Source organism: Enterococcus sp. NPDC086594, assembly GCF_044746145.1.
In the GTDB taxonomy this organism is placed as follows: domain Bacteria; phylum Bacillota; class Bacilli; order Lactobacillales; family Enterococcaceae; genus Enterococcus_D; species Enterococcus_D entomosocium.
Genome location: NZ_JBIVBP010000010.1, coordinates 70,691 through 88,497, shown reverse-complemented (window position 1 = coordinate 88,497; position 17,807 = coordinate 70,691). Strand labels below are relative to the sequence as shown.

The window sequence follows — 17,807 nt, the reverse complement described above, 5'->3', positions numbered from 1 at the left end:
TGGGTTTTGTTGTATAAGGATGGAATGAAAAGAATTATTGATTTTCTATTATCGCTAATAGGGATAATTGTTTTATCACCAGTACTATTACTATTATGTCTAGCGATAAAAATCGATTCAAAGGGTCCCATTATTTTTAAACAAAAACGGGTTGGAAAGAATAAAACCCATTTTAATATTTATAAATTCAGAACAATGAAGATTGATACACCAAAAGAAATGCCAACACATCTTTTAGAAGATCCTGATTTTTATATCACCAAGGTCGGGAAATTTTTAAGAAAAACCAGTTTGGATGAGCTGCCTCAATTATTCAATATTATTAAAGGCGATATGGCTGTCATTGGGCCTCGTCCAGCGCTATGGAATCAATATGATTTGATTGAAGAACGTGATAAGTATGGGGCAAATAATGTTCGACCAGGATTGACTGGGTTGGCTCAAATTAGTGGTCGAGATGAGTTGGAAATTAAACAAAAAGCTCTTTTAGATGGGAAATATACTGAAAGCATTTCACCCTCTATGGATCTGAAGTGTTTTCTTGGAACGATTGTTTCTGTTTTTAAAAGTGAGGGTGTTATAGAAGGCGGAACAAGTAGTATTAAGAAGGAGGATGGGCAATGAAGCGTATCCTCATCACAGGAGAAAATAGCTATATTGGTACATCATTTAAAACATGGATAGAGCAATATAAAGATTATTATCAAATTGAAACGATTAGTGTTAGGGAGAGTACTTGGAAAGATGTTGATTTTTCTGTATATGATGTTTTGATTCATCTTGCAGCTATTGTTCACGTCAAAGAAACAAATGAAGAATTGTATTACAAAGTAAATCGTGATTTAGCTATTAAAGTAGCAGAAAAAGCAAAGAAAGAACATGTACAGCATTTTATTTTTTTTAGCACGATGTCTGTTTTCGGAGTAGAAAGCGGAGCTATTTCTGCAAAGACTAAAATAAATCCTAAAACACCGTATGGTAAATCTAAGAGAGAAGCTGAGATACAGATCGAAAGGTTAGCAACTGATTCTTTCAATGTAGCGATAATCAGACCTCCTATGATTTACGGTCCGCAATGTGTTGGAAATTACCAAAGATTATCAAATGTGGCAAAAAAAATTATTGTATTTCCTAAAGTAAACAACAAGAGAAGCATGCTTTATATTGATAATCTCCATTGCTTTGTCAAAGTAATTATAGATAATCAGTTAAATGGAACGTTCCATCCCCAGAACAAAGTGCTTGTCAACACGTCTTTAATGGTAAATGAAATCGCAAAATTTCATAGAAGAAAAATATATTTAATAAAAGGGTTTGATACCCTTATTTCCAAACTTTCGGAGCATAGCAACTTACTTCAAAAAGTTTTTGGCACGCTCTTCTATGATTCAACGCTAGAGGGTTATCCAGAATCGATTTTTAATAATGTGAAATTTGATTATCAAATCAGAGATTTTAAGGCTAGTATTGAGGAGAGTGAAAAGTGAAAAGAGATATACTATTTATGTGCCAATTCTTTTATCCAGAGTATGTTTCTTCGGCACTCTTACCTTATCAGACTGCTCAAGGATTAAGTAAAGCAGGTCTAACAGTCGATGTCCTATGTGGTTATCCTCGAGAATACACACAAAAAAATGAAAAAATACCAGTTAACGAAAAAATCGACGATATGACGGTTTATCGAAAAAAATATATCCAACTTGGCAGAAAGAATTTTTTAAGTAGACTAATAAATTACTTTTCATTTACATTCACAATACTATTGAATGTACGAATGTGCCGAAATTATAAAACAATCATTGTCTATTCAAACCCACCTATTTTGCCGTTAATCTCCATTGTTGCAAAAAAACTTTATGGAAGTAAAATTGTTTTTGTTGCATATGATCTTTATCCTGAAATTGCTGAAAGAACAGATACGATTAGGAAGAATAGTTTTATTTCTAGATTTATGCGAAAAATAAATGAACGATTATATCCGGAAGCATCAAATATTGTGGCTTTGTCAAATGACATGAAATCGTATATTAAAAAAAATAGGAACATTGATCCAGAAAGAATAATAGTAATACCAAATTGGGCAACAGAAGAAAAATCATTGAATAAACTAGTGACACCGGAGTTCATAGAGATAAGTAATAAGTATCCACTCATAGTTTCTTATTTTGGTAATATGGGAACGGCACAGGATATGGATACCATTTTGAAGACAATTTCTGATGAACGTATTGCTAAAGAAAAAATCGCCTTTTTATTTGCTGGTCACGGCAATAAGAAAAAAGAAATATCAGAAGTCATCACAGAAAAAAGTCTAAAGAATTGCTTTATGTTTGATTATTTAAGTGGGAATGAATTTAATGATGCTTTAAACATCACTTCTATATTTATTGTTTCACTTGAAGATGGTCTCTCTGGATTAGCAGTTCCTAGTAAAACATACAGTTATTATCAAGCCGAAAAACCTGTAATTGCGATCATGGATACGAACACTGACATTTCTCGTGAATTATTATTAAATAATGCAGGGATCGCAGTGGATAATGGAGACTCGGAAGAATTAATAAGTAGTTTGTTGACTTTAAATAATGATAAAACAACACTTCGCTCTATGAGTAAGAATATGTCAAACAAAGTTTCCAAAAACTATTGTAGAAATATTCAAATTCAAAAATACATTAAATTATTCAAAAGAATATTGGAGGAATAAAAGTGTTTAATAATAAAGTGTTATTAATAACAGGTGGTACAGGTTCATTTGGTAATGCAGTAATGAAAAGATTTTTAGACTCCGATATAAAAGAAATCCGTATCTTCTCGCGAGATGAAAAGAAACAAGATGATATGAGAAAGAAATATAACAATGACAAATTGAAATTTTATATTGGGGATGTACGCGATATAAATAGTGTTAAAAATGCAATGCACGGAGTAGATTACATATTTCATGCGGCTGCTTTAAAACAAGTTCCTTCATGCGAATTCTTTCCGATGGAAGCTGTTAAAACAAATGTCATGGGTACGGATAATGTTGTGACAGCTGCTGTTGAGATGGGGGTAAAAAAAGTTATTTGTCTTTCAACAGATAAAGCAGCTTATCCAATCAACGCAATGGGGATTTCAAAGGCAATGATGGAGAAGGTTTTTGTAGCAAAAGCAAAAACTGTGGCAGATGAAAATACAATGATTTGCGGAACTCGTTATGGTAATGTCATGGCATCCAGAGGTTCTGTGATTCCATTATTTATTGAGCAAATAAAAGCAGGAAAACCGTTAACTGTTACGGACCCGGGCATGACTAGATTCTTGATGAGTTTAGAAGAAGCAGTTGAATTAGTTGTTTTTGCATTTCAAAATGCAAAAGCAGGAGACATCATGGTTCAAAAATCTCCTGCGTCAACGGTAGGTGATCTAGCACAAGCAGTGAAAGAACTTTTTAAAGTTGAAAATGAGATTCAAATTATAGGCACCCGTCATGGTGAGAAAAGATATGAAACGCTTCTTACAAAAGAAGAATATCTCGTTGCGAAAGATATGGGCGGCTTCTATCGTGTACCAGCCGATACTAGAGATCTTAATTACGAGAAATATTTTAGCGAAGGCAGTACCGAATTGACACACGAAGGCGAATACAATTCTGATAATACGGAACGACTATCTGTAGAACAAATCAAGGAAAAATTATTAGCATTAGATTATGTTCAAGAAGAGTTGAAAGAGTGGAAAAATCGATGAATATTTTAGTTACAGGAGCCAATGGATTTGTAGGTAAAAATTTAATTGCAGAGCTTCGAAACGAAGGTTATGAAAATGTTTTTGAATATGATATAGATACTCCTCCACATTTATTAGATGAATATTGCTTAAAAGCAGATTTTGTTTTCCATTTAGCGGGCGTGAATCGACCCAAGGAAGAAGAAGAGTTTATGGAAGGGAATTTCGGTTTCACCTCAGTTCTTCTAGATAAACTAAAGGAATACAACAATACATGTCCAGTAATGATATCATCCTCTATTCAAGCTGCTCTTAACAATGCTTATGGTCGCAGTAAGAAAGCTGGAGAAGATCTCTTACGAAAATATCAAAGTGAAACTGGAGCGAAAGTCTACATTTATCGATTCTCTAATTTGTATGGAAAATGGTCGAAACCAAATTATAATACGGTAGTAGCGACTTTTTGTTATAAAGTGGCTCGAGGTGAAGAAATAACCGTCAATGATAAAAATGCAGAAATTGAACTTTGCTATATTGATGATGTTATTAAGGAATTGCTGCATTGCCTTCAAGCAAAACCATTTATTGTCGATGACTTTTGTTCAGTAAGAGAAACGGATACAGTAACTGTGGGCGCTTTGAGAGATATAATTCTTTCTTTTAAAGAAAGTAGAAGAAATCTATCTGTACCTCAATTAAATCGTAGAATAGAAAAAAATCTGTATAGTACATTTCTTAGCTTTTTACCAGAGGATGAGTTTTCATATCCTTTAAAGATGAATATCGATGATCGCGGATCATTCACCGAATTTTTGAGGACTGAAGATCGCGGACAAGTCTCAATTAATATTTCAAAGCCGGGGATTGTTAAAGGAAATCACTGGCATCATACCAAAAATGAGAAATTTCTGGTAGTAAGTGGAAAAGGCGTTATCCGCTTTAGAAAGATTGGTTCTGAAGAAATTATCGAGTATTTTGTTTCTGGTGAGAAATTAGAAGTAGTCGATATACCTGTTGGTTATACTCATAATATTGAGAACCTAGGTAATACTGACATGGTCACTGTTATGTGGGTAAACGAAACGTTTGACCCTGAAAATCCTGATACTTATTACGTGGAGGTCTAGCATTGAAAAAATTAAAAGTTATGACAGTCGTTGGGACTCGTCCAGAAATCATTCGCTTATCTGCAGTTATTAATCGTTTAGAGAGTTCTGAAGCGATTGACCATGTACTTGTACATACTGGTCAAAACTATGATTATGAACTAAATGAAGTTTTCTTTGAAGACTTTAAATTAAAGAAGCCAGATTATTTTTTGAATGCAGCAACAGGTACAGCCATTGAAACCGTTGGGAATATACTGATCAAAATAGATCCAATTCTTGAAGAAGTAAAACCAGATGCATTTTTGGTCTTGGGAGATACCAACAGTTGTTTATGTGCCATTGCCGCGAAGCGAAGACACATTCCTATTTTTCATATGGAAGCTGGAAATCGCTGTTTTGATCAAAGAGTACCAGAAGAAACAAATCGAAAAATTGTTGACCATACAGCTGATATTAATTTAACGTATAGTGATATCGCCAGAGAATATTTATTGAGAGAAGGGCTTCCAGCGGATCGAATCATTAAAACCGGTAGTCCCATGTTTGAAGTGTTGAATTCTAGAAAAAAAGATATTGAGCACTCACCTATTTTGGAAAAACTAAGCCTTAAGCAAAATGAGTACTTTTTAGTATCGGCACATAGGGAAGAAAATATCAGTTCAAAAGAAAATTTTCATGATCTAGTGGATTCACTAAACTCAATTGCTGAAGAGTATCAATATCCAATCATTATTAGTACCCATCCACGGACAATGAAAATGATAGAAGCAGAGGGAGTTCAATTCCATAAATTGATTCAAACTATGAAACCTATGGGTTTTAATGATTATAATAAACTTCAAATGAACGCTAAAGCTGTTTTAAGTGATAGTGGTACGATTAGTGAAGAAGCATCGATCCTCGGGTTTAAAGCTTTAAATATCCGTCAGGCCCATGAAAGACCAGAAGCTATGGAAGAAGCTAGTGTAATGATGGTTGGTTTAGAAAAGGAAAGAATATTGCAAGGACTAAAAGTCTTAGAGACTCAGAATACTGACACTTTATTGTTAGTTTCTAATTACTCAGTTTCAAACGTATCGCATAAAGTATTGAGAATTATATTGTCATACACGGATTATGTAAAACGGGTGGTGTGGCAGGAGTGAAAATAGTAGTAAACGACATCGCAGCATCGAAGAATTCTGGAGGGGCATTTTCTGTACTATCCGATTTCTTTTCAGACATACATTTAAATGGTGAGAATCATGAATGGGTATTTTTATTGGATGAAAAACATTTCAATGAAGCAGAAAATATAAAGATAGAAGTATTCCCAGAAATAAAAAAAAGCTGGGTAAAAAGATTGTGGTTTGATTTATTTTCGGGAAAGAAATTGATTAATAATTTTGAGCCCGATTTATATTTGTCCCTTCAAAATACAGCAACTTTAGGAGTAAAATGTAAACAATACGTATATTTACATCAACCGCTTCCATATCAAAAAGAGAAAAATTTTTCTTTTTTTAAAATAAAAGAGATAAAATTCGCTTGCTACCAAAAGATTATAGGTAGGATTTTTAACTACTTATTAAAAAAAACTGATGCGGAGATTATTGTTCAAACTAAATGGATGAAGGAAAGTATAAAGGAAAAACTAAAAAATAGAGTCCATTTATGTACACCTTCTGTTGAAAATAATTACCTTTATAATATCGAAAAACAATATGATTGTAATACTTTTTTCTTCCCGGCTTCAAATTTTCTTTATAAAAATCATGAAGCGATATTTAAAGCTTTGAAATATATTGATAATAAGGATATAAAAGTATTTTTAACAATAGAAGACAATGATATTCCGAATGAATATAAAGATAGTAGGATAATTTGTGTGGGCAAAATTTCAAGAGAAAAAGTATTCTCATTTTATAAAACTGGAACTCTCATATTTCCCTCATATATAGAATCCTTTGGGTTACCGTTGTTAGAAGCTAGACAAGCTGGTGCACCTATTATTGCAGCAGATACTTCATTTGCACGGGAAATATTAAATAATTATAAAAATTCAGTGTTTTTCAATAAAGATGACGCAAAAAAGTTAGCTGACTTCATGACTAATATTTCGAATAATAAAATTTTTTTAAATCAACAAGATACTAATTTTATTACAAAAGAAAATATTATATCTCTGTCTGATATAATTTTACAACGATGAGGGAAAGAGAATGAAAAAAAGTTTACCACTTATTCTTATGAAAAATGCAATTAAACTTCTTATTTTTATGATTCTTATTTTTCCTACAGTATTTCAAATTCAGAAGCTTGTTATAATTGTATTTATAGCTTTCTTGTATTTTTTAATCTCAGTAGAAAAAATTACAGTTAATTATAGAGTTTTGATTTGGGGTTTTAGTTATATTATAACGAATGCAATCTTTTTATTACTAGGCTCCGCAAAAAATCCAGAAATATTCAGAGTATTAGCACCAATTCATTTAATTTGGCCACTGCTATATTTTTTAGTATTTATTTTCCCATTCTCATTAAAAGAAATTATGTTTGATCTTTTTTCTTTTTTTCCAAAGATTGGTCTTGTTTTATCCCTACTAACTATATATATTTATCTATCTTACACAGGAAGGGTGCCTGTAATAAATGAGTTAAGTGTATTAATACCTCATAATATTAATTCATATGGCGGATATGTTAGCTACTTTAGTCCCAATATAACCTCCTTCTTCTGTCTTATGCCAATATCAATTGCATATGTTTTATTTTCAAAAGAGAAAAAATTATTTGCTTTAAATTTCATTTCTTTAATATCTATGACTTTGTGTTCTTTATTAATAGGAAGAAGAGCATTGTTAATTACTACAGGAATTATTTTTATCTTGGCATTGTTGTACAAAATATTGGTGAGCAAAATTGGAGTAAGAAAAATATTTAAATATTGCTTCTTATTAATAGTTGTATCTTTATTTATGTATTATGTGATCAATATTTTTAATTTAAATTTAAGATTATTTAATTTTGATATAATAGCAGATATATCAGATACAGAAAGAAAACTTCAGTTTGTTGATTTGATAGACTCGTGGAAAAAATTTCCGATTTTTGGTGTGGGATTTGGCATAAATTCTGCCCATGTAATAAGATCTTTTACAGTTCCAGGATTATATGAATTAAGTTATGTAGCTCTTTTATTCCAAACTGGGATTATCGGTTTTACTATTTACTTTTTCCTATATGGATGGTTAGGTTTAAGATTATTTAAGCAGTTTTATTTTACTCAGAACATTCAATACTTAGCTATTTTTTTAAGTTATGTATCGATAATGATAGCTCATGGTACAAATCCGTACATCACATCTTTTGATGGCATGTGGATCATATTCTTTGTTTTAGGATATATTAATAAGTATTCTAGCACTATATCTGAAAGAGGGGAACATTTTTGAGAAATATAGCAATTATACTTTCTTCTTACAATGGTGATAAATATCTTTCTGAGCAAATTGAGTCAATTATTAATCAAACTTCGAAGAATTGGAATTTATTTATACGTGATGATGGTTCTACAGATTCTACACTGTCAATTATTAACTTTTATCAAGAAAAAGATAGTAGAATAAAGTTAATTCATGACAATTTAGGCAATATAGGACCATTGAAAAGTTTTGAAGCTCTTATGAGGCGAGTTGAAAATTACGATTTTATATTTTTCTGTGATCAAGACGATATTTGGAAAAAGCACAAGATTGAAGTAAGTATGAGTAAAATTTTGGATATGAAAAATGAGTATAGATTGGTTTATACTAATTTTGAAAATTTTGGGACTAAAGAAATGACATCTGGTAAATTTTATCCAGAAACATTTCAACCAAATCATAAAAATTTAGTAATTCAAAATTGGATTTATGGTTGCACAATGGTTATTAACAATAAGTTATTAAATATAACCAAAGAAATACCAAATGAGGCAATAAATCATGACAATTGGATAGTGAATGTGGCTCAAATATACGGTGATATTGAATACCTTGACGATGTTACAGTTCTACATAGAATTCATGAGAACAACGTCACTACAAGTAATACAAATCCCTTATTAAGAAGATTCAATTATCTGAACAAAATAATTATGAACAAAAGAGAAAACAAATTTGTGTTACTTAGTTTTTTACAAAAATTAATAGATATACAATTAACCGTTCCTACTGATAAAGAATATATTTACACTTTTTTATCAGCTCTTGAAAATAATAGATTTAGAAAAATGTATGTATTATTAAAAAATAAATTTTATGCATATAGTACTATGCGAACACTTCTGTTTTATTTTACAATATTATAGGATAGCGAGGGAGAAAATGTTTTCCATTATCATTCCAGTTTTTAACGGTGAAAAGACGATAAAAAAAACAATACAATCTTGTTTGAATCAAAATTATCCTGATTTTGAAATTTTAATTGTTGATAATGCGTCCATTGATATGACAAAAGAAATAGTAAAGGAATTTTCTGATGAAAGAATTTCTTATATTTATACTCCATTAAAAGGTAGAAGTAATGCTCGCAACATTGGGATTAATAATGCCGAATTCCAATATATACTTTTTTTAGATGCTGATGATGAAATAGATGATATGTTATTATTTAAAGCTTATAATATTTTTATTAAAGGTAATGTTAATGGTTTCTCTTATGCTACTTTATATAGAAATACCAAGGAAAATAGTGAGCATGTCAAGCTTGCTGATCTAAATTGGAAAAAGCATTTGTATTTATGGAATCCGTTTCCAATTAATTCAGTAATAATAAATAAGGAAATAATAGATGAGAAGTTTAATACTGAGTTTGATTATAATGAGGATTGGCTGTTCTGGTATGATAATCTAAGTAAGTCAGAAATATATACTGAGTATGACTATATTGGCGCTATCGTTAATATTCATGAGAATAATACAATGAGAGATAGAGTTAATATGACAGGGTATGAGATGATTGTTAGGATAATGATAAAAAAAAGGTTATCTATAATAACTCGCATAATTAATTTACCAAATTATTTAAAATTTATGTACCTCTATAAAGTTCTAGAAGTTAAAGTTCCAAAAGTTGATAATTTTATAAAGAGAAATTCATTTATTCATTATAGCTTAGTTGAATTACTATTAAAAATTCCGTTCGTGAGAAATACTCTAAAAAAGAAATTAGAAGAAGTGGAGAAAATCAATCCTTTTTTATATTAACGAAATGAGGTATGAAATGAATCAGAAAGTCTTTTTAAAAGGTTATTGGGAAACGAATTTAGGAGATGATTTATTTGTTAAAGTAGTATGTGAAAGATACCCTGACATAACTTTTTTTCTCGAAGCTACAAGTAAAAATCTACGTGTTTTTAAGGACATTGGTAATTTAGAATTGATCGAAATTAGAACCGACTTTTTTTCAAAATTATATAGAAAAATTAGGTATCCAATTTTGGGCTTTTCATCGTATTTTAAATTAAGTAAAATTGTTAATATTTTTATTGAAATTGGAGGATCAATTTTTATCTTACCTAAAAATGGGCAGCTAGATAATGCTTATAAAAAACGTATGAAAATAAAAAAAATATCCGAGAAATATTATGTGATTGGAAGTAATTTTGGACCTTTCTTTTCACAAGTACAATTAGATAACTACTACAATTTCTTTAAAGATATTGATGGTACTGTTTTTCGTGATGAAGATTCCTATGATCTTTTTAAAGAAATTTCAAATGTTTCTCTTGCTCCAGATGTTGTGTTTAATCTGTCCGTTGATAATATTCAGTCCTCTGAACTGTTTATCTGCATCTCAATTATAGATTTATATTCTAGAGCTGGTTTTGATAATGAACAGGCTGACAATTATGAAGAATGGGTTACTAGTGTGGTAAATAGTTTTATAGAAAAAGGTAAAAAGGTTGTTTTAATGGGGTTTTGTGAGAGTGAAAATGACGAAGAAGCAATAAAAAGAGTAGTTAATAAAGTAGAAAGTAACGATAGGAAAAATATCATAATATACATTCATAAAGACATTGAACAGTCTCTATATTATATAAAGAACTCAGAATTGATAATTGCAACTCGATTTCATGCGATGATTTTAGGTTGGCTTTATAGAAAAAAAACGATTGTTATATCTTATAGTAAAAAAATAAACAATACAATTGACAAGTGGTACCCAGAACAAGCTTATATTAATATAAAAAAAATTAATCAATATGATTTTAATGTTATTGAAAATGAAGTAAATCGAATACCACGTCAGATTCATAGCAATATGATTAGGTTGGCAGAAAATCAATTTAAATTTCTTGATGAAATATTAAAGGATTAAATTATATGAGAAAAATATTAAAAAGCTTCCCGGTTATAGTATTATTAACACTATTAATTCAAATTTTTGGACTTTTGAGAAGTGTCTACCTTTCAAAAGATTTAGGAGCTTCATTTGAATTAGATGCTTTCTATCTATCAAATATATTTACAATAAGTATTTTTAGTATTGTTACTTCAGCTATATCCACAGTATTAATACCTAATATGGTTAACGAAAAAAAAAATTCAAAAAACAATAGCAACTTGAATTATACTATAATAATAATGCTTTTTACAATCTTATTTTCTGCTGTAATGATGTTGCTACTATTTTTGTTCAATAGTAACATTAACTCGAATTTCTCTGAAGATATTCAAAACAGATTTTTAATCATGACCGCATTTTTAATTATAAGTCAGTTTTTTCGAATTGTTTCAACGTTTATTATGTCAAATTTACAAATTAAAGGAAAGTATATTCTTTCGAGACTTCCTAACTTATTACCTGCTATAGTTCCTGTACTGTACATTTTTTTCGTTGGAAAAATCCAAATTGTTCATTTTGTGATTGTTTTATCGTTATCCTATATTGGTGAAATGTTTATATATTTTCTATTTGATAAAAGTAAGGGGATTGAAAAAATCTATTTGCCTAGTATTGCAGATATAAAAAAAGATGAAAAAGCTATTAAAATGATAAAGAATACTCTACCAATTTTAGCAGGTTCAGCGATATTTCAAATTCAAATCATAATTACAAATTATCTCGCTGGTTTTTTCGGTCAAGGTTTAATTACAATACTATCTAACACCAATCAGATTGTTGGTATTTTTCAAGGGCTTTTAATAGCCAATATTTTTACATTAGTTTATCCACAAATTGTACAAAATTTAAATGATAATTTAAAAAGTGGATTAAAGAAAACAGAAGAATTTATATCAATCACAAACATAATAGTGATTCTTTTAGTATGGGGATATGCTGCTGTAGGAAAGGACTTAGTTAGCTTGTTATTCTATAGAGGTAATTTTACCTCGGCAAATGCAAATATGGTCTATAGTTTTGGTATGGTTTTAATGCTTGGTTTGCCATTTTCGGTAATGAGGGATTTCTTTTATAGAATTTATTATGCTCGAGATAATACAGCAATCCCAACGAAAAATGCTTTTATAACAGTATTTATTAATATTTTTCTATTGTTAGTGCTGAGACTTTTTATAGGTGAATATAGCTTAGTAGTTTCTACAACTTTAGGAACTCTAATATCCTTGATTAATATTAGTATTAGAATGAGAAAAGATAAACTAATAATTAATTGGAAAAATATTATAGTATGGTTTGTTGTCACAAACATCATGGGGTTAGTAATGTTTACATCAATAAACTGGTTTGGTGTTTCGACAAATAGTTTTTTATACAATCTGTTAGTTAATATAAGTATTGGTTTAGGTATTCTTGGGTTGCTTGTCTGCATAATTCTAATTTTGTTTAAGAAGAAAATTACTATTAAATAAAACAAGAATTCTATTTTCTAGAAGCTAAATAATTTAATTGATTCAATTGTTTCACACCTAAAATTGCCTACTATGCTAGGTGTGAAACATTAGATTACAAAAAAATCTTTATATGACATTGCAAATTGAAAGGTAAATTTGAAAATGACAATAATAGGAACAATTAAAAAGAATATTAAACTTTTAATTATTAAACACAAAAATAAAAATATATATATTGGAAAAAAATTAGTATGTTCTAATCTTAACATGATCCAATTTGGTGAATATAACCATATTGAAGATAGTGCGAAAATATATGGATACGGGAAATTAATATTATCTGATAATATTATTATTGGCCCTAATCTTTGTGCGTTAACATCAGTCCATAATTACGAAGACAAATACTTGCCCTATGGAGGTAATGACTTAGTTGGAGACATAATAATCAAGGAGAATGTATGGATTGGAATTAATGTTACGATTCTGCCAGGAGTTACTATCAATGAAGGAGCAGTTATTGGTGCTGGTAGTGTGGTAACGAAAGATGTTCCTAAATGTGCGATAGTTGCTGGAAATCCTGCCAGAGTTATTAAATATAGAAGTATGGAGCACTATGGATCATTGTTAAGAAACAAAAAATTTTATTTAAAATCAAAATGGGAACGCCTATAGTATTTATTATTAATTCTATAAAGTAGCTCTTTAATTTTGAGAGACTAATTCGTTTAATATATTTTTATTTTATGGTGATTGAATGCAAAAATATTCTTTTTAAAGCAATTCTCCTAAATAAACTTCCGCCAATCAAACAAATAAATCACCCCAATTGCTTTAAACATCAAATAGACAAAATGACCATAATTATGGCCGATCAGATGTAACGCATCAGCGGAAGCTCCTTTATTCGACCAAAGAGTAAAACCTAATATAATGGCTAAGATCAGCAGGCCTTTTCCTAATGCAAAGACAATTGTTTTTGCAGGGAGGGGTCTTTTTTTTGTGAGGAAAAAGCCGAATAAAAGGACAAAGTTAACTAGCAACAAAAAATGTGCAGCAGCTGTCCATAGGGTTATTGTTCCTGTAGGTGTTAAGAAGTCGGTGAAAACGCAAGCGAGGACTGCAGTCAAATTGAGCAAGTATAGAGGAAGGCGGAAGGTTGGTTTCTTCTCCTCACTCATTCTTTCTGGTTCTTCTGCTAATTGTTCTGGTTTTAGCAGTGTCTCTAAATCGATTTGATAGAGATCACTTAATTTGATCAATGTATCGATGTCTGGGGTACTTCGATTGTTTTCCCAATTTGAGATCGTTTGTCTGGTAACAAATAATTTTTCGGAAACTTCTTGTTGGGTGAGTCCTAATTTCAAGCGACTCTCTTTTATTTTTTCAGCTATAGTCATTTCAATGCTCCTTCTGACATATCCTATCATAAAGCGGTTCATAGAAACAATTGTAAAGCTCGATTTAACGAAGAAATGCACAAGTATATTTCTTCGTTTTCAAAAAATGAAAATAAAATGAGTTTAGCTAGAATTTCGCATTGGGTATTCACGACAGCTCGATTGTTTTTAGTGATTTTTTCTTTTAAATAATACCTAATTCAATTATGCTGAGTTGGAAATTTGAAAAAATATCTCTTTTGAAGATTAGGAGGTATTTTTATATGAGTCATTTAAAAAAGAAAGGAAATCTTTGGTGAAAATAGTGTCCTGTTTTAGGAAAACGGAAATCGTTGATAAAACAAGGATGCAAAGAATCTTTGCGCTGATTTGAACTGGATTTGCTTGAAGGGAAGGGTACTTGAATTATAAAATTCTGAAGAGGTGATGTAGTGCAATGATAAATGAATCAGGTATACACAAGATAAAGGGCATTTCATGAGTCCGCATAAAAATTTCAGCTAGGAGTGGAGCATACGATAAATAAAAAATGTTTTTAAATTAAAATTTAATAAATTATAATGATTTTCAGGTGTGAAAAAAGCTTGAATAAAAAAGTATAAATTTTGAAAAAGAAGGTTAAGGTGAAAGTTTGTGAAAAAGAAATTTAAACATATTATGTCTTTAATAATCCTATTAAGTGCTGCGGTGGTAACACCAGCATTTCAGGTAATGGCGGAAAGCGAAGGTTTTTCAGATCCCCAACAGTTGGAGCAAGACGAAAAGATAGCTACACCATCTAATGATACAAATGATTCAACGGAAGCAGATAATGCTGCGATGACATCAATGACCTCATCGAGTGTGGAGGCTAAAAACGAGCAAACGCAAGTCAACAGTGATAATGAAAAAAATATTTCTGAATCAGATATTAAAGAAGATTCTGCTGTAAGCACTGTAGATAAGGTCCCCTCATCTGTTAATGCTTCAGCTGTAAGAGTTGTCAATGGGCAACTGACGGTTCAAGTGTTAGATGGTAATTCAAACCAACCGATCCAAGGAGCTTATTTCACATTGACCTCCTCGACATCTGGTGAAGTGACATTGTTAGTCACGGACAGTTCAGGAAAGGTTACAATTCAACTTCCTTCAGGTGGCTATTTTATTAAGCAAGTTGGTACCACGAATCAAAGACAAAACTATGCATTCACGTCGGTTGGAAATTCCATCACCTTGCAGCCTGGGGAAACGAAAACACTTGAACTCTACGAGCGTTTAATTACGGGTGAGTATGCTTTTGGAAACAGTCCCGATACGATTCATATTCCTGTAAACAGTACGTTTGATTTCTCAACCAAAGCATTAGGCATTGAGGCGTTTAAACTAAATTTTAGCGGCAATATAGAAAAAAGCATTTCTGACTCGCAAATCTATCCTTACTACACCAATGTGGACCCAAGCAAGCCAGGTTCCTATGTAGCAATTTTTATGGCTCGACAAGCCTCCTATAGCGTGAATACCACACATGTGGTCAATGTCATTGTCGATCCGGAGCAGATTGGAGAGGTAAATGTCCGATACCTTGATGGTCAAGGGCAAGAAATCCATGAGATGCAGACCTTGACCGGTACGATTGGTGAACCATATGATGTCAGCAACGAAGAATATAAGTTAACAATTGATGGCTACACGTTAGATGAAACTAAGTTACCAGAAAACAGTAAAGGTATCTTGGGAGAAACAGCACAGACGGTCACCTATGTGTATACAAAAAATCCCGTACCAGCAGCGGATGTAACGGTCGAGTACGTAGATACAGAAGGTAAAGAAGTTCATCCTTCTCAAACGATCAGTGGAAATGTAGGGGACCCATACGATGCTAGCACAGAACAATATCAATTAAAAATCGAAGGCTACACTTTAGACGAAACTAAACTACCAGAAAATGGTATCGGTGTATTTGGCGAAACGGTGCAAACAGTCACTTATGTCTACACAAAAAATGCCGTACCAGCTGCGGATATCACGGTCGAATATATAGATACCGAAGGCAACGAAATCCACGCTTCTCAGACGATTAGCGGTAATGTGGGCAATCCATACGATGCCAGTACAGAGAACTATCAATTAACGATCGACGGCTATACACTGGATGAAAGCCAACTGCCAGAAAATACCACAGGAGTATTTGGTGAAACGGTGCAAACAGTCACTTATGTGTATACAAAAAATCCCGTACCAGCAGCAGATGTAACGATTGAGTATGTGGATACAGAAGGCAAAGAAATACACGCTAGCCAAACGATTAGCGGTAATGTAGGTGAATCATACGATGCCAGCGTAGAAAAATATCAATTAAAAATCGAAGGCTACACTTTAGACGAAACTAAGCTACCAGAAAATGGTATCGGTGTATTCAGCGAAACGGCCCAAACTGTTACCTACATTTACATAAAAAATCCGATACCAGCAGCGGATATAACAGTAAAATACCTTGATACAGAGGGCAATGAAATTCATGACTCCCAAACGATTAGCGGAAGTATAGGTGATTCATACGATGCCAGCACACATCGATATAAAGTAACGATCGAAGGCTATACTCTAGATGAAACCCAGTTGCCAGAAAATAGTAAAGGTATTTTTAGCGAAACAGCGGAAACAGTTGCGTATATCTATATAAAAAATCCGGTACCAGCAGCTGATGTAACAGTGGAGTACGTGGATACAGAAGGAAAAGAGATTCACTCCTCTCAAGCGATCAGTGGAAATGTAGGCGACCCATACGATGCTAGTACAGAAAAATATCAACTAATAATCGACGGATACACCTTAGATCAAAGTCAATTACCAGAAAACAATAAGGGTGTGTTTGGAGAAATGGCACAAACAGTCACCTATATCTACACGAAAAATCCCGTACCAGCAGCGGATGTAACGGTCGAGTACGTAGATGCAGAAGGCAAAGAAGTTCATCCTTCTCAAACGATCAGTGGAAATGTAGGGGACCCATACGATGCTAGCACAGAACAATATCAATTAAAAATCGAAGGCTACACCTTAATTCAAAGTCAATTACCAGAAAATAGTAAAGGTTTGTTTAGCGAAACAGCACAAACAGTCACCTACATCTACACAAAAAATTCTTTACCAGCAGCGGATATAACGGTCGAGTATGTGGATACAGAAGGCAAAGAAATTCACCCTTCTCAAATCATAACTGGAAACGTAGGCGAGTCTTATGATGCCAGCACAGAAAAATATCAATTAAAAATCGAAGGCTACATCTTAGACGAAAGCCAATTTCCAGAAAACCTTAAAGGTGTGTTTGAAGAAACAGCACAAACTGTCACATACATCTACACAAAAAATTCTGTACCCGCAGCGGATATAACGGTCGGGTATGTGGACACCGAAGGCAAAGAAATTCACCCGCCTCAAATCATAACTGGAAACGTAGGCGACTCTTATGATGCCAGCACAGAAAAATATCAACTAACAATCGAAGGCTACACGTTAGACGGAAGTCAGCTGCCGCAAAATGCCAAAGGCACATTCGGTAAGCAGGAGGCAACTGTGACGTATGTTTATACAAAAGAAAACGTAGCAACAGTGGATAGTTCTGATAAAAAAGAAAAAGACCCAACAGCGACTGTTACTTCGAAAAAAAGCACTTCTGCGCAAAGATTGCCGCAAACCGATGAGCAGGGGACGTTGTTCCCATTTGTAGTTGGTTTGTGCTTCGTCGCCACAGCAAGCTGGCTTTATTTCAGAAAGCAAAAATAGCG

General features: G+C 32.1%; 14 protein-coding genes and 1 pseudogene. 14 read left to right on the top strand and 1 reads right to left on the bottom strand.

The genetic code is table 11. The annotated features are described in order from the left end of the window. Positions 1-9 precede the first annotated feature (9 nt). From ACIPK1_RS13530 to ACIPK1_RS13470, 13 genes and pseudogenes are all read left to right on the top strand, one after another. On the top strand, positions 10-624 hold the full coding sequence (locus ACIPK1_RS13530) for a sugar transferase (protein WP_324847109.1): 615 nt from the start codon (positions 10-12) through the stop codon (positions 622-624). Beyond that, the gene (locus ACIPK1_RS13525; RefSeq protein WP_139960119.1) at positions 621-1,487 is read left to right on the top strand and encodes an NAD-dependent epimerase/dehydratase family protein; all 867 of its coding nucleotides are present in this window, start codon (positions 621-623) and stop codon (positions 1,485-1,487) included. Before ACIPK1_RS13530 ends, ACIPK1_RS13525 begins: the two co-directional genes overlap by 4 nt. Then, the gene (locus tag ACIPK1_RS13520) at positions 1,484-2,707 is read left to right on the top strand and encodes a glycosyltransferase family 4 protein (RefSeq protein ID WP_400451133.1); all 1,224 of its coding nucleotides are present in this window, start codon (positions 1,484-1,486) and stop codon (positions 2,705-2,707) included. The genes ACIPK1_RS13525 and ACIPK1_RS13520 overlap by 4 nt, the downstream gene beginning before the upstream one ends. Before the next feature lie 2 nt (positions 2,708-2,709). After that, positions 2,710-3,732, top strand: coding sequence for a polysaccharide biosynthesis protein (locus ACIPK1_RS13515; RefSeq protein ID WP_400451132.1), 1,023 nt, complete (start codon positions 2,710-2,712; stop codon positions 3,730-3,732). Beyond that, positions 3,729-4,838: a capsular polysaccharide biosynthesis protein CapF gene (locus ACIPK1_RS13510; RefSeq protein WP_061054353.1), complete on the top strand. Its 1,110-nt coding sequence runs from the start codon at positions 3,729-3,731 to the stop codon at positions 4,836-4,838. The genes ACIPK1_RS13515 and ACIPK1_RS13510 overlap by 4 nt, the downstream gene beginning before the upstream one ends. Before the next feature lie 2 nt (positions 4,839-4,840). Further along, complete coding sequence (gene wecB, locus ACIPK1_RS13505; protein ID WP_400451131.1) at positions 4,841-5,965, top strand: non-hydrolyzing UDP-N-acetylglucosamine 2-epimerase; 1,125 nt, start codon at positions 4,841-4,843, stop codon at positions 5,963-5,965. After that, positions 5,962-7,011, top strand: a complete 1,050-nt coding sequence (locus tag ACIPK1_RS13500) for a glycosyltransferase (RefSeq protein WP_400451130.1) — start codon at positions 5,962-5,964, stop codon at positions 7,009-7,011. The genes wecB and ACIPK1_RS13500 overlap by 4 nt, the downstream gene beginning before the upstream one ends. Positions 7,012-7,021: 10 nt before the next feature. Further along, positions 7,022-8,254 (top strand): O-antigen ligase family protein, encoded by a 1,233-nt coding sequence (locus ACIPK1_RS13495; RefSeq protein ID WP_400451129.1) that lies wholly within the window; start codon positions 7,022-7,024, stop codon positions 8,252-8,254. Further along, positions 8,251-9,150 carry a glycosyltransferase family 2 protein gene (locus tag ACIPK1_RS13490; protein ID WP_400451128.1) on the top strand — a complete coding sequence of 300 codons (900 nt, stop codon included), beginning with the start codon at positions 8,251-8,253 and terminating at the stop codon, positions 9,148-9,150. The genes ACIPK1_RS13495 and ACIPK1_RS13490 overlap by 4 nt, the downstream gene beginning before the upstream one ends. Positions 9,151-9,166: 16 nt before the next feature. Then, a complete protein-coding gene (locus ACIPK1_RS13485; protein WP_061054348.1) occupies positions 9,167-10,048 on the top strand; it encodes a glycosyltransferase in 882 nt (293 codons plus the stop codon). Positions 10,049-10,064: 16 nt separating this feature from the next. Next, positions 10,065-11,162: a polysaccharide pyruvyl transferase family protein gene (locus ACIPK1_RS13480; protein WP_061054347.1), complete on the top strand. Its 1,098-nt coding sequence runs from the start codon at positions 10,065-10,067 to the stop codon at positions 11,160-11,162. A gap of 5 nt (positions 11,163-11,167) precedes the next feature. Beyond that, positions 11,168-12,658, top strand: a complete 1,491-nt coding sequence (locus tag ACIPK1_RS13475) for a lipid II flippase MurJ (RefSeq protein WP_400451127.1) — start codon at positions 11,168-11,170, stop codon at positions 12,656-12,658. Between the two features lie 441 nt (positions 12,659-13,099). Further along, positions 13,100-13,229: pseudogene (locus tag ACIPK1_RS13470) on the top strand (hypothetical protein); the annotation flags it as partial. Between the two features lie 199 nt (positions 13,230-13,428). Here the strand turns inward: ACIPK1_RS13470 and ACIPK1_RS13465 are convergent. Then, entirely contained in the window at positions 13,429-14,040 is a 612-nt protein-coding gene (locus ACIPK1_RS13465) for a helix-turn-helix domain-containing protein (protein WP_400451126.1), read from the bottom strand. A gap of 633 nt (positions 14,041-14,673) precedes the next feature. Here ACIPK1_RS13465 and ACIPK1_RS13460 point away from each other — a divergent pair. Continuing rightward, the gene (locus tag ACIPK1_RS13460) at positions 14,674-17,805 is read left to right on the top strand and encodes a MucBP domain-containing protein (protein ID WP_400451125.1); all 3,132 of its coding nucleotides are present in this window, start codon (positions 14,674-14,676) and stop codon (positions 17,803-17,805) included. Positions 17,806-17,807: the final 2 nt, after the last annotated feature.